Raw genomic sequence first — 13,278 nt, 5'->3', positions numbered from 1 at the left:
GCGCGGCGATGAGGGCGTCTGCGCGCATGTTCGATTGACCTTCCACAAACTTCGCCCTCTTCAAACCAAGCGGACGCAACCGCCACAGGAGCCGATCATGGATGCCATCGCCACCCGCAACGACCTGCAATCCAATGCCAAGAAAGAGTGTATCGATCTTCTCAATGCCCGCCTCGCCGACGCCATCGATCTGGCCTTGATCACCAAGCAGGCGCACTGGAACGTCAAGGGACCGCAATTCATCGCCATCCACGAGATGCTCGACACGTTCCGCGAGGAGCTCGACGGCCATGTCGACACCATTGCCGAGCGCGCCGTACAGCTCGGCGGGACGGCGCTCGGCACATCGCAAGAGGTGTCGAAGGCGACTATGCTCAAGGCCTATCCGACCGACATCCACAAGACCCGGGATCATCTGGCGGCGCTGATCGACCGCTATGCCGCAACCGCCAAGCGGGCACGCGCGGCGATCGACGAGGCGGCCGGCGCGGGCGATGCCGACACCGCCGACATCTTCACCGCCTATTCACGCTCGCTCGACAAATTGCTGTGGTTCCTTGAGGCGCACACGCAGGAGAAGGAATAGCCAAAACGTCAGCCAGCCATCGCCTTGCGGTGAGGGGCTTTGGACTGAGCGGACGGTGCCGCCGCATGGCCGGCCAACGCCGTCATAATCTCGGCCGCGGCGAGCGCTGCAATGACTTGCGGGCGCTTGTCTTTCACCGCATCGCCGCCGATCGGCGAGACGAGGCGGGCAAATTCCGCCTCGCTTCCGTCCGCCGACTTAAGGAACCAGTTCCGGAAGGTCGCCTTCTTGGTCCTGGAGCCGATCATGCTGACATAGGCGGCATCGCGGCGTTTCAGCGCCTCGGCGACGATCAGGAAGTCCAGCGCATGGTCATGTGTCAGGACGACGAAGGCGGATCCAGCCGGGGCTTCGCGCACCATCGCCTCAGGCATCGGCGTCAGCTTGGTTTCGACCGCTTCCGGCATGCCTTTGAGCGCCTCGGCTCGCGTCTCGACAACGACGACATGCACCGGCAGCAAGGCCATCGCGGAGGCCAGCGCCTGGCCGACATGGCCGCCGCCGAGGATGTAGACATGCGGTCGCTGCGCTTCCTCGGTTTCCGCCGCCGCAACCAGCTTGGCTTCAAGCGCGGGGTCGACTAGCTGGATCAGCAGCTCGACCCTGCCGCCGCAGCACTGCCCGATGTCTGGGCCGAGCGCGATGTCGAGGGTGGCGCGGATATCCCTCCCCCTTGAGGGGAGGGTGGCGGCGAAGCCGCCGGGTGGGGTCGCCGCGGCAGTGCTCGACGCGCTGGCGGTACCTTCTGAGACGACCCCCTCTGGCCGCTCCGCGGCCATCTCCCCCTCAAGGGGGGAGAAAAGCATCTGTCGCGCTTTGTCGATCGCCATGTATTCGAGCTGGCCGCCGCCGATCGTACCGAAAGTGGCCGATCCTGAGACGAGCATGAAGGCACCCGTCTCGCGCGGCGTCGAACCTTTTGTCCGGGCCACCTCAACGAAGGCGACCCGGCCGGCGCCGGCAAGAAAGGCTTTCAGGCTCTGCACTTTCGCGTTCATCATTTGCGTTCCCTATCGGGAAATATAGAGTTTTTCGGCCTGAATTGCACGTTTTCCGGGATTCAAGTGCCGGTTTTGGCTTCCCGCTTCAGCCGTTCGATCGCCATCAGCACACGCTCCGGCGTGGCCGGCGGGTCGAGGCGCGGGCAGATCTTGTGGCTGGCAACGCTCGCCACTGCGTCCGACAGCGCATGCAGCACCGACATTGCGAGCGGAAAGGGCGGCTCGCCGACCGCCTTGGAACGGTACACCGTCGGCTCGCCTGCTTGCGCCCAGTCGGCCAACGTCACATTAAAAATCTTCGGCCGGTCCGACGCGAGCGGGATCTTGTAGGTCGATGGCGCATGGGTGCGCAGCCGCCCCTTGTCGTCCCACCACAGTTCCTCCGTTGTCAGCCAGCCCATGCCCTGGATGAAGCCGCCCTCGATCTGGCCGAGGTCGATGGCGCGGTTCAGCGAGCGGCCGGTTTCGTGCAGGATGTCGGTGCGCTCGACGATATATTCGCCGGTCAGCGTGTCGACAGACACTTCCGAGCACGCGGCGCCGTAAGCGAAATAGTAGAAGGGATGGCCCTCGCCCTTGTCGCGGTCCCAATGGATTTTCGGCGTCTTGTAGAAACCCGCCGCCGAAAGCTGGATGCGCGCCATATAAGCCTGCCTGACGAGATCGGCGAAGGCGATCTCCTGGTTGCCGATGCGCACGCGGTTGGGCAGGAACAGCACCTGGTCGCGCGGCACCTGGTATCTCTCGACGGCAAAATTGGTCAACCGGTCCTTGATCTGGCGGGCGGCATTCTGCGCCGCCATGCCGTTGAGATCGGAGCCGGAAGACGCGGCGGTGGCCGAGGTATTCGGCACCTTGCCGGTCGTCGTCGCGGTGATCTTGACCTGATCGAGGTCGATCTGGAACTCTTCCGCCACAACCTGCGCCACCTTGACATAGAGGCCCTGCCCCATCTCGGTGCCGCCGTGGTTCAGATGCACCGAACCGTCGGTATAGACATGCACCAGCGCGCCGGCCTGGTTGTAGTGGGTGGCGGTGAACGAGATGCCGAACTTGACCGGCGTCAGCGCCAGTCCGCGCTTGATGAAGCGGCTGTTGGCGTTGAAAGCATCGATGGTGCGGCGGCGCCTCGCATAGTCGGAACTCGCCTCCAGCTCGGCGACTATGCGGTGGATGATGTTGTCCTCGACCGTCTGGTGATAGGGCGTGATGTTGCGGTCGCTGGTGCCGTAGAAATTCTTCTTGCGGATTTCGAGCGGGTCCTTGCCGACGGCAAACGCGACTTCGTCGATGACGCGCTCGGCGCCGACCATGCCTTGCGGGCCGCCGAAGCCGCGAAAGGCAGTGTTCGATACCGTGTTGGTGTAGAGCGGCGCCGATTGCGCGTGCACCGCCGGCCAGAAATAGGTGTTGTCGCAATGGAACAGCGCGCGGTCAGTGACCGGGCCGGAGAGGTCGGCCGAGAAGCCGCAGCGCGCCGCGAACATGAAATCTACGCCCAGAATATTGCCTTCGTCGTCGAAGCCGACCTCGTAGTCGACGAGGAAATCGTGGCGTTTGCCGGTGGCGATCATGTCGTCGTCGCGGTCGGGCCGGATTTTCACGGCCCGATGATGTTTCTTCGCGGCGATAGCGGCCAATGCCGCAAACTGATTGCCTTGCGTTTCCTTACCGCCGAAAGCGCCGCCCATCCGGCGGATTTCCACCGTCACCGCATGGCTCGGCACACCCAGCGCATGGCTGACCATGTGCTGGATTTCGCTCGGGTGCTGGGTCGAGGAATAGATGGTGACGTCGTGGTCCTCGCCGGGGATGGCCAAGGCGATATGACCTTCGAGATAGAAATGCTCCTGGCCGCCTATGCGCATTTTTCCCTTCAGCCGGCGCGGCGCCGCATTGATCGCAGCCGCTGCATCACCGCGCTTCAGCGTCAGCGGGGGCGTGACCAGCTTATCTTTCCGGGGATCGAGCTCACCGACATCGGCGACGAACGGCAATTCCTTGTATTCGACCTTGGCCAGCCTCGTTGCACGGCGCGCCTGCTCGCGGGTTTCGGCAATGACGCAGAAGATCGGTTGGCCAAAGAATTGCACCTTGCCGTCGGCCAGCACCGGCTCGTCGTGACGGCCGGTCGGCGAAATGTCGTTCTCGCCTGGCACGTCGCTCGCCGTCAGCACGTCGATGACGCCGGGTGCCGCGCGCACCGCCGATAGGTCCATGCTGGTGATGGTGGCATGCGTCGCCGTCGAAAGCCCAAGGCAGCCGTGCAGCGTGCCGGCCGGTTCCGGCATGTCGTCGATATAGACGGCCGTGCCACTGACATGCTTGTGCGCGGAATCATGGCGCTGGTCGGTGGCGACGCCGCCGGCGATTTTTTGCGCCTTCAGGTTTGGCGTGGCGTGCTTGTTCATCATGCCGCCTCGTGCCGTGATACCTGGATCGGCGCCCGGGTGCCGGTGGTTTCGGCAAAGAAGCGCAGCAGCAGGTTGCGCGCCGCCAGCGCCCGGTATTCGGCGCTTGCCCGCATGTCGGTTAGCGGCGTGAAATCGCCGGCATACGCGGCCATCGCCGCCTCGACCGTCGCTTCCGTCCAGGGCTTGCCAAGCAATGCCTTTTCGACGCCAAAGGCTCGCTTCGGCGTTGCCGCCATGCCGCCATAGGCGATGCGCACATCCGCCACCGTGCCATGCTCGGCGAGCTTCAGGAAAAACGCGCCTAGCGCTGCTGTGATATCTTCGTCGCGGCGCTTGGTGATCTTGTAGACGGCAAATTTCGTCTCGCTGCCCGGCACCGGAACATGCACGGCCTCGACGAATTCGCCGGGCTGCCGGTCCTGCTTGCCATAGGCGATGAAAAACTCCTCGAGCGGGATCGTTCGACGCTTGTCGCCGCGGCGCAGCGTCAGGCGGGCACCGAGTGCGATCAGCGGCGGCGGCGTGTCGCCGATCGGCGAACCGTTGGCGATATTGCCGCCGATGGTGCCCATGTTGCGCACCTGATCGCCGCCGATGCGGTCGAACAGCGGGCCGAGCGCCGGGATGCGTTTCGCCAGCGTCGAGAAGGCTTCGCTATAGGTGACACCGGCGCCGATCGAGATGACGCCCTTGTCCTCGGAAATCCCGCACAGACCATCGAGATTGCCGATGAAAACCGCCGGCGCAATATCGCGCATGTGCTTGGTCACCCAAAGGCCGACATCGGTCGAACCCGCGACGATAGTGGCGCCCGGCTCCTTGACGAGTACGCTGGCCAGATCGTCGGCATTGGCCGGCACGATCAGCCGCTTGTTGCCGGAGCCGATCTCGATGCGCGAACCGTCCTTCATCGCTTCGAGCTTGGCCGTGACTGCCTTGCGCTCCGCCGCCAACGGATCCTTTGCCGCCGTGCCGTAGCTGGAGATGGCACGTGCGGCGCGCATGATCGCCTCGTAGCCGGTGCAGCGGCAGAGATTGCCTTGCAGCGCCTTTTCGATGGCGGCGTCCGACGGCTCCGGCGCCCGCATCCACAGAGCATAAAGCGACATGACGAAACCCGGTGTACAGAAGCCGCATTGCGAGCCGTGGAAATCGACCATGGCCTGCTGCACGGGATGCAGTTTTCCTGCGTCGCCGCGCAGATGCTCGACGGTCACGATATGCGTGCCGTCTAGCGAGCCAAGGAAGCGGATGCAGGCATTGACGCTTTCATAGACCAGTGTTCCACCGGAGAGCCTGCCGACCAGCACCGTGCAGGCGCCACAGTCGCCCTCGGCGCAACCTTCCTTGGTGCCGCGCAGCGAGCGGTCGAGCCGCAGCCAGTCGAGCAGGGTCTGGTCCGGTGCAACCGTGCCGAGCGCGACGTCCTCGCCATTGAGGATGAAGCGGATTTCGTTGCGTGTCTTGATCCCTGCCATCTCAGCTTCCCCGGTAGGTCGAATAGCCGTACGGCGACAGAAGCAGCGGCACATGATAGTGCATCGGCTCGGCCATACCGAAGCGGATCGGCACATGGTCGAGGAAGGCCGGTTCCGCCAGTTTTGTCCCTTGCCCGCGCAGATAATCGCCGGCCGCAAAGACCAGCTCGTATTCGCCGGTGCGGAATTCAGCGCCGGCAAGCAGCGGAGCATCGCAACGGCCGTCGTGATTGGTGACGACCGTTTTCAGATGCGTCCGGGCCTGACCTTCAAGATGATAGAGCTCGATCGACAGACCGGCCGCCGGTTTGCCGGCCGCAGTGTCGAGGACGTGGGTCGTCAGGCGTCCGCCTTCGGCTTTCGACGTTTCCGCCACTGGCTGCTCCATTCCCTGAACGGTCGAACACTATTCATGAATTGTGCGCCAATTAAAGGCGATGCATAAGTCCCGGTCGAGCGGAGCGCGACAAAAACACTTTCAAAAATTTCGGGGGAATGCGCAGGCACTCCTTTCGACTATCCTGATTACAATTTCCGGCAGGAGCGAGAATGCGTTACGAACGAGACATGCGCGGCTACGGAGCCAATCCGCCGGATCCGAAATGGCCCGGCGGGGCGCATGTCGCGGTGCAGTTCGTCGTCAATTACGAAGAGGGCGGCGAGAATTGCGTCCTGCACGGCGACAAGGCTTCGGAGGCTTTCCTGTCGGAGATCGTCGGCGCCGCGCCCTGGCCCGGCCAGCGCCACTGGAACATGGAATCGATCTACGAATACGGCGCCCGAGCCGGCTTCTGGCGATTGCTGCGCCTGTTCAGCGAGGCACAGGTGCCGATCACCTGCTATGGCGTCGCCACGGCCCTGGCGCGTTCGCCCGACCAGGTTGCGGCGATGCAGGAGGCCGGCTGGGAGATCGCTTCGCACGGGCTGAAATGGATCGACTACCGCGACCATCCCCCGGAAGACGAGCGCCACGACATGGAGGCGGCGATCCGGCTGCATTATGAGGTGACAGGAGCGCGGCCGACCGGCTGGTACACCGGCCGCACCTCGATCAACACGGTGCGGCTGGCGGCGGAAGAGGGCGGCTTCGACTATGTGTCGGACACCTATGACGACGAACTGCCCTACTGGTTCGAGCATGCGGCACCGGACGGGTCGGCGAAGCCGCAGCTGGTCATCCCCTACACGCTCGACGCCAACGATATGCGCTTTGCCACGCCGCAGGGCTTCAACTCGGGCGACCAGTTCTTTGCCTATCTCAGGGATAGTTTCGATATGCTCTATGCCGAGGGCAAGGCAGGGCGGCCGCGCATGATGAATATCGGCCTGCACTGCCGCCTGGTTGGGCGGCCGGGCCGGGTCGCGGCACTGAAGCGCTTCATCGACTACGTCAAATCGCATGACAAGGTCTGGCTGGCACGACGCATCGACATTGCAAAACACTGGCAGGAGACGCATCCGTTCCGGTTGCCGGCGCTGCGCCCGTCGAAAATGGAATTCGAGGCCTTCGTCCACACATTCGGCGGCGTCTTCGAGCATTCGCCGTGGGTTGCCGAGCGCGCTTATGAGCTGGAGCTCGGCCCGGCCCATGACAGTGCCGGCGGCCTGCACAACGCGCTCTGCCGCGTGTTTCGCGCGGCCAGCGAGGCCGAGCGGTTTGCTGTGCTCAATGCCCACCCCGATCTTGCCGGAAAACTGGCACAGGCCAAGCGGCTGACGGCGGAATCGTCGAGGGAACAGGCTTCGGCAGGGCTCGACGCGCTGACCGAGAAGGAGCGCGAGCTGTTCGCAAAACTCAATGCCGCCTACGTCACCAGTTTCGGTTTCCCCTTCATTATTGCGGTGAAAGGAAAGACCAAGGCGGAGATCCTGGCCGAGTTCGAGGCGCGTATCGGCAACAGCCACGACGTCGAATTCGAAACCGCCTGCAGACAGGTCGAGTGCATCGCGCTGCTTCGTCTCAAGGACATGCTTCCGCAATAGGGCTTCGGCTGCCGCCATGGGCCGTGGCTTCCGCAACAGGCTTGAATTTATGGATATGATGAAAATGGCCGAGCGAACCTATTATGCGCCGCAGGGCGGACATCCCGGCCAGAGTGAATTGCTGACCGGCCGCGCTGTGTTCACACAGGCCTATGCGGTCATCCCCAAGGGTGTGATGCAGGACATCGTCACCAGCGCCTTGCCGTTCTGGGATGGGACACGCGTCTGGGTGCTGTCGCGGCCGCTGTCGGGTTTTGCCGAGACGTTTTCGCAATACATCGTCGAGCTCGCGCCCGGCGGCGGCAGCGACCGCCCCGAGCTTGACGCCGCCGCCGAAGGTGCCCTGTTCGTAGTCGAAGGCGAGCTATGCGTTTCGCTTGCCGACAAGAAACATAGCTTAAGGCCGGGCGGCTTTGCCTACCTGCCCCCGGCGAGCGGGTGGACGGTGCGCAATGAAAGCGGTGCCGCCGTCCGCTTTCACTGGATCCGCAAGACTTATGACGCAGTCGACGGCATCGACCAGCCGCAAGCGTTCTTCGCCAACGAACAGGAAATCGCGCCGACGCCAATGCCGGGTACCGAAGGCCGATGGGCGACGACGCGCTTCGTCGATCCGGCCGACATGCGCCACGACATGCATGTCACCATCGTCACGCTCGAGCCTGGCGCGGTCATTCCCTTCGCCGAGACGCACGTCATGGAGCACGGGCTCTATGTGCTGGAGGGCAAGGCGGTCTACCGTCTCAACCAGGACTGGGTCGAAGTCGAAGCCGGCGACTATATGTGGCTGCGCGCCTTTTGCCCGCAGGCTTGTTATGCCGGCGGGCCGGGCAAATTCCGCTATCTCCTCTACAAGGACGTCAACCGCCACGCCAAGCTTGGCAGCGCCGGCGTCGTGAGACCTACACCATGATCCGCATCGTCGCGCGGCCGCTGACCCGCGAGAATTTCGCCGAATTCGGCGACGTCATCGATATGGGCGGCGACAACCATTATCCGATCAATGGCGGCAAGGCTGAGCGCTACCATGACCTCGCCACGGCGGAAGCACGAGGGCCGAATGCGCGCGTGCTGATCTCGATGGTGCGTGGCACGCCCTATGAGCTGCCGTTGAAGCTTACCATGGTGGAGCGCCATCCGTTTGGCAGCCAGGCCTTCATCCCGCTGTCACCACGGCCGTTCCTGGTCGTCGTCTGCCATGACGGCGAGGAGGGCCCGGGCGAGCCGCATGCCTTCATCACCGCGCCCGGGCAAGGCATCAACTATCCGCGCAATCTGTGGCACGGAGTGCTGACGCCGATCGGCGATGTCCAGGATTTTGTGGTCGTCGACCGCGGCGGCGACGGCTCCAATCTCGAAGAGTGCCATTTCTCGCACGCCTACGAGATCGATCTTCCCGACGGGATTAGATGATGACCGACATTTCGCTGATCGACCGACTGCTCGACGTCATCGAGCACGACATCGTGCCGAAGACCGTCGAAGGCGTCGCGCACGGCAATAAGCTGTTCGGCGCGGCCATTCTGCGCAAGGACGACCGCTCGCTGGTGCTTGCCGAAACCAACAACGAGACCGAAAACCCGCTCTGGCACGGCGAGGTGCATTGCCTGAAGCGCTTCTACGAAATGCCTAAAGCCGAACGCGTCGACACCAAGGACGCGATCTTTCTTGCCACGCACGAACCCTGCTCGCTCTGCCTGTCGGCGATCACCTGGACCGGCTTCGACAATTTCTTCTATCTGTTCAGCCACGAAGACTCGCGCGACAGCTTCGACATCCCGCACGATTTGAAGATCCTGAAAGAGGTCTTCACCCTCGATCCCGGCGGCTACAATGCCGAGAATGCCTATTGGAAGAGCTTTTCGATCCGCAAATTGGTGCGCTCGCTGCCCGATGCCGAGCGCGAGCGGCTGGAAGCGCGTATCGGCGCAATATCAGCGCGCTATGACGAATTGTCCGCCGCCTATCAAGCAAGCAAGGCCGAAAACGACATACCGCTGAATTGACGCGGATTGACCAGCCGAATTCGTTGACTGGCCCATGACGCGCTCTCACGGGCTCCATCATCTGGCGCTCCTGGAGTTCGCCCGCATGAAAATCGTCACTGAATTCCCACGAAAGATCGTCGAATTTCCGGATATGGGGATCATCATGCCGGACGGCTGCCGGCTGTCGGCGCGGGTGTGGATGCCGGCCGATGCTGCCGACGATCCAGTGCCGGCAATCCTCGAACACCTGCCCTATCGCAAGCGCGACGGCACGATCTATCGTGATCAGCTGACGCATCCCTATTTTGCCGGCCACGGCTACGCCTCGATCCGCGTCGACATGCGCGGCAATGGCGATTCCGAAGGGCTGATGGACGACGAATATTCCGAGCAGGAATTGCAGGACGCTTGCGACGTCATCGCCTGGGCGGCGGACCAGCCCTGGTGCAACGGCAATGTCGGCATGATGGGCATTTCGTGGGGCGGCTTCAACTGCCTGCAGGTAGCAGCCAAGCAGCCGCCGGCGCTGAAGGCGGTCATCAGTCTCTGTTCGACGGTCGACCGCTATGCCGACGACATCCACTACAAGGGCGGCTGCCTGCTGATCGAGAATTTCGGCTGGGCCTCGACCATGCTGTCCTATTCGTCAAGGCCGCCGGATCCGTTGCTGGCCGGCGACAACAGATGGCGCGACCTGTGGCTGACCAGGCTGGAGAACCAGCCCTTCCTGGCACCGCTGTGGCTGAAGCACCAGCATCGCGATGCCTATTGGAAGCGCGGCTCGATCTGCGAGGACTATTCCGCCATCCATGCCGCGGTGCTGTCGATCGGCGGCTGGCATGATGGCTATCGCAATACGATTTCCCATCTCGCCGTCAATATCGAGGCGCCGGTCAAGGGCATCGTCGGCCCGTGGATCCACAAATACCCGCATTACGCCGCGCCCGAACCGCGCATCGGCTTCCTGCAGGAGGCCTTGCGCTGGTGGGACCGCTGGCTGAAGGACATCGACACCGGCGTCGAGGCCGACCCCGCCTACCGCGCCTATGTCATGGACAGCGTGCGTCCGGCGCGCTGGCATCCCGAGCGGCCGGGCCGCTGGGTCGCTGAATCGGAATGGCCATCACCCAACATCGAGACCCAAGAGGTTGAGCTTATCGCTGAAGGCAACCACGCTATCGTCGCTTCGCCGCAAAGCTGCGGCCTCGCCGGCGGCGAATATTTCCCCTTCACCTTCGGCCCGGAACTGCCGGGTGACCAGCGCCCCGACGATGCGCTGTCGGTGTGCTTCGACCAGCCGGTGCTGACCGAAACGATCGACATTGTCGGTGCTCCCGAAGTTGTGGTCAGGGTCTCGTCGGACCGGCGCCAGGCGAACATCGCGGTTCGGCTGTGCGACGTCCATCCGGACGGGGCATCGGAGCTGATCTCGTACGGCGTGCTCAACCTGACGCATCGCAACTCGCACGAATTTCCCAAAGCGCTAGTGCCCGGCGAAACCGTCAGCGCCCGGGTGGTGCTCGACCAATGCGCCTATCGCGTGCCGGTCGGCCATCGCTTGCGCGTTGCCGTTTCGAACGCCTACTGGCCGATGATCTGGCCGTCGCCGGAGCCGGTCCGGCTCGAATTGTCGGCCGCGACATTGATGCTGCCGGTACGCCCGCCAGCGACAGGCGACGAGGTCACCTTCCCCGCTCCCGAAGGTGCTGCGCCCTGGGCAACGGAGACGCTTCGGCCCGCCAATTCCGAGCGTCATGTCGATCGCGACGAAAAGACCGGAATGATTACGGTTTCCATCGTCGACGATTTCGGTGAGGTGCGCGACCTGGAGCATGGCCTCGCCCACGGGAGCCTCGCCAGGGAGACATGGGTGATCCATCCTGACAATCCGCTGTCAGCCTCGGGCAAGACGCATTGGACCCAGACGCTGTCGCGAAATGGATGGTCGGTGCGCACAGAAACCTTCGCCGAAATGCGGTCCGACGCGCAAAGCTTCGTGGTTAGCGCCAGAATCGAAGCCTATGAAGGCGAGAAACTCGTCTTCGAGCGCAACTTCGAGGAGAAAATCCCGCGCGCACTGCTTTGAGCGCTTATAGCGATTGGTCCAATTGCGACGCACGATTTACGCCACGGCATGTCGCATTCGGTCTTGCTTACCGCTTTCCCTTACGGTCATTATTCTCCCGATAGAAATGAGAAAAACGACCATAAGGTCGGACCAACAGAGTGAGGAACTCAACATGTCGAACGAACTGGAATATCTGAGCCGGCGCGTTGCGTCCGGCAAGCTGAGCCGTCGCGATTTTCTCGGCCGGGCAGCAGCGCTCGGCGTCACCGCAACCTTCGCCAATTCGCTGCTATCCAGCGCTTCCCGCGCGGCGGGTCCGGTCAAGGGCGGCACGCTCAAGGCCGGCCTGGTCGGTGGCGAGTCCACCAACAGCCTCGATCCGGCGCTGTTTATGACGCAGGTGCCGTTCGCCTTCGGCAAGATGTGGGGCGAACTGATCGTCGAACTGTCTCCCGAAGGCAAGCTCGAGAACCGCATCGCCGAGGAGATCGGCTCGTCGGACGACGCCAAGACCTGGACGCTGAAGATCCGCGATGGCGTCGAGTTTCACAACGGCAAGAAGGTGACCGCAGAGGACGTGGCCGCCACCCTCGAACGCCATTCGGACGAGAAGTCGAAGTCCGGCGCGCTCGGTTACATGAAAGGCATCGAGAGCATAAAGGCCAGCGGCAAGGAAGTGGTGCTGACGCTGAAGGAGCCGAATGCCGACCTGCCCTACCTGCTTAGCGACTATCACCTGATCATCCAGCCGAACGGCGGCAAGGACAAGGCCGATGCCGGTATCTCGGCGGGTCCTTACAAGGTCACCACCAACGAGCCCGGCGTGCGCCATGGCGGCGAGCGCTTCGCCAATTACTGGCAGGGCGACAAGATGGGCCATGCCGACCAGATAGAGATCATCGTCATCAACGACGCCACGGCCCGCACGGCGGCGCTGCAGGGCGGCCAGGTCAACATGATCAACCGGGTCGAGCCGAAGATCGTCGATCTGATCAAGCGCGTGCCCGGCGTCACCATCCGCAACCATTCGGGACCCGGCCACTACGTCTTCATCATGCACTGCGACACCGCGCCGTTCGACAACAACGACTTGCGGATGGCGTTGAAGCTGGCGATCGACCGCGAGGAGATGCTGAACAAGGTGCTGCGTGGCTATGGCTCGCTCGGCAACGACTTCCCGATCAATGCATCGTACCCGCTATTCACCGAGATCGAGCAGCGCAAATACGATCCCGATAAGGCCAAGTTCCACTACAAGAAATCGGGCCATGACGGTGCCGTCCTGCTCCGGACGTCGGACGTCGCCTTCCCCGGTGCCGTCGATGCCGCACAGCTGTTCCAGCAAAGCGCGGCCAAGGCCGGCATCAAGCTGGAGATCAAACGCGAACCGGGCGACGGCTACTGGTCGGAAGTCTGGAACAAGCAGCCCTTCTGCGCCTCCTACTGGGGCGGCCGGTCGACGCAGGACCAGATGTACTCTACCGCCTATCTGTCGACGGCCGACTGGAACGACACACGTTTCAAGCGTCCGGATTTCGACAAGATGGTGCTGGCGGCTCGCGCCGAGCTCGACGAGGCCAAGCGCAAGGCAATGTACCACGACATGGCTGCGATGGTGCGCGACGAGGGCGGCTTGATCCTGCCGATGTTCAATCAGTTCATCGACGCGACGGGCGCCAAGGTCGCCGGCTGGGTGGATGATCCGCATCAGGAGTTGATGAACGGATATGCTCTGGCGAAGTGCTGGCTCGAAGCCTGAG

Annotated in this window: 11 protein-coding genes; 7 read left to right on the top strand and 4 right to left on the bottom strand. The window is 63.1% G+C overall.

The window, feature by feature from the left end; all coding sequences use genetic code 11:
• Positions 1–97 precede the first annotated feature (97 nt).
• Positions 98–586 carry a DNA starvation/stationary phase protection protein Dps gene (dps, locus tag NKJ81_RS10230; protein WP_352540361.1) on the top strand — a complete coding sequence of 163 codons (489 nt, stop codon included), beginning with the start codon at positions 98–100 and terminating at the stop codon, positions 584–586.
• An 8-nt stretch (positions 587–594) separates the two neighbouring features.
• Here dps and xdhC read toward each other — a convergent pair whose 3' ends face one another.
• The 4 genes from xdhC to uraH form a co-directional block, all read right to left on the bottom strand.
• Positions 595–1,584: a xanthine dehydrogenase accessory protein XdhC gene (xdhC, locus tag NKJ81_RS10225; RefSeq protein WP_352540494.1), complete on the bottom strand. Its 990-nt coding sequence runs from the start codon at positions 1,582–1,584 to the stop codon at positions 595–597.
• A 62-nt stretch (positions 1,585–1,646) separates the two neighbouring features.
• Positions 1,647–3,998 carry a xanthine dehydrogenase molybdopterin binding subunit gene (gene xdhB, locus NKJ81_RS10220; protein WP_352540493.1) on the bottom strand — a complete coding sequence of 784 codons (2,352 nt, stop codon included), beginning with the start codon at positions 3,996–3,998 and terminating at the stop codon, positions 1,647–1,649.
• A complete protein-coding gene (xdhA, locus tag NKJ81_RS10215) occupies positions 3,998–5,479 on the bottom strand; it encodes a xanthine dehydrogenase small subunit (RefSeq protein WP_352469858.1) in 1,482 nt (493 codons plus the stop codon). The genes xdhB and xdhA overlap by 1 nt, the downstream gene beginning before the upstream one ends.
• A gap of 1 nt (position 5,480) precedes the next feature.
• On the bottom strand, positions 5,481–5,855 hold the full coding sequence (gene uraH, locus NKJ81_RS10210; protein ID WP_352540360.1) for a hydroxyisourate hydrolase: 375 nt from the start codon (positions 5,853–5,855) through the stop codon (positions 5,481–5,483).
• Between the two features lie 173 nt (positions 5,856–6,028).
• On the opposite strand from uraH, the gene puuE reads away from it, so the two are divergent.
• The 6 genes from puuE to NKJ81_RS10180 all read left to right on the top strand — a co-directional run bounded on the left by puuE (position 6,029) and on the right by NKJ81_RS10180 (position 13,277).
• On the top strand, positions 6,029–7,462 hold the full coding sequence (gene puuE, locus NKJ81_RS10205; protein WP_352540359.1) for an allantoinase PuuE: 1,434 nt from the start codon (positions 6,029–6,031) through the stop codon (positions 7,460–7,462).
• Between the two features lie 64 nt (positions 7,463–7,526).
• Entirely contained in the window at positions 7,527–8,375 is an 849-nt protein-coding gene (locus NKJ81_RS10200) for a bifunctional allantoicase/(S)-ureidoglycine aminohydrolase (RefSeq protein ID WP_502904281.1), read from the top strand.
• Positions 8,372–8,875, top strand: a complete 504-nt coding sequence (locus NKJ81_RS10195) for an ureidoglycolate lyase (protein WP_352540357.1) — start codon at positions 8,372–8,374, stop codon at positions 8,873–8,875. Before NKJ81_RS10200 ends, NKJ81_RS10195 begins: the two co-directional genes overlap by 4 nt.
• Positions 8,875–9,468, top strand: coding sequence for a nucleoside deaminase (locus NKJ81_RS10190; protein WP_352540356.1), 594 nt, complete (start codon positions 8,875–8,877; stop codon positions 9,466–9,468). Before NKJ81_RS10195 ends, NKJ81_RS10190 begins: the two co-directional genes overlap by 1 nt.
• 85 nt (positions 9,469–9,553) lie before the next feature.
• Complete coding sequence (locus NKJ81_RS10185; protein WP_352540355.1) at positions 9,554–11,536, top strand: CocE/NonD family hydrolase; 1,983 nt, start codon at positions 9,554–9,556, stop codon at positions 11,534–11,536.
• A gap of 154 nt (positions 11,537–11,690) precedes the next feature.
• On the top strand, positions 11,691–13,277 hold the full coding sequence (locus NKJ81_RS10180) for an ABC transporter substrate-binding protein (RefSeq protein ID WP_352540354.1): 1,587 nt from the start codon (positions 11,691–11,693) through the stop codon (positions 13,275–13,277).
• The last annotated feature ends 1 nt before the right edge of the window (position 13,278 follow it).

The organism is Mesorhizobium sp. M0018 (assembly GCF_040323955.1).
Classification (GTDB): Bacteria; Pseudomonadota; Alphaproteobacteria; order Rhizobiales; family Rhizobiaceae; genus Mesorhizobium.
This window is presented reverse-complemented; position numbering and strand designations above follow the sequence as displayed.

Coding starts and splice junctions, on each gene's coding strand:
- dps (WP_352540361.1), top strand. CDS start 98: ATGGATGCCATCGCCACCCGCAACGACCTGCAATCCAATGCCAAGAAA.
- xdhC (WP_352540494.1), bottom strand. CDS start 1,584: ATGAACGCGAAAGTGCAGAGCCTGAAAGCCTTTCTTGCCGGCGCCGGC.
- xdhB (WP_352540493.1), bottom strand. CDS start 3,998: ATGAACAAGCACGCCACGCCAAACCTGAAGGCGCAAAAAATCGCCGGC.
- xdhA (WP_352469858.1), bottom strand. CDS start 5,479: ATGGCAGGGATCAAGACACGCAACGAAATCCGCTTCATCCTCAATGGC.
- puuE (WP_352540359.1), top strand. CDS start 6,029: ATGCGTTACGAACGAGACATGCGCGGCTACGGAGCCAATCCGCCGGAT.
- NKJ81_RS10200 (WP_502904281.1), top strand. CDS start 7,527: ATGGCCGAGCGAACCTATTATGCGCCGCAGGGCGGACATCCCGGCCAG.
- NKJ81_RS10195 (WP_352540357.1), top strand. CDS start 8,372: ATGATCCGCATCGTCGCGCGGCCGCTGACCCGCGAGAATTTCGCCGAA.
- NKJ81_RS10190 (WP_352540356.1), top strand. CDS start 8,875: ATGACCGACATTTCGCTGATCGACCGACTGCTCGACGTCATCGAGCAC.
- NKJ81_RS10185 (WP_352540355.1), top strand. CDS start 9,554: ATGAAAATCGTCACTGAATTCCCACGAAAGATCGTCGAATTTCCGGAT.
- NKJ81_RS10180 (WP_352540354.1), top strand. CDS start 11,691: ATGTCGAACGAACTGGAATATCTGAGCCGGCGCGTTGCGTCCGGCAAG.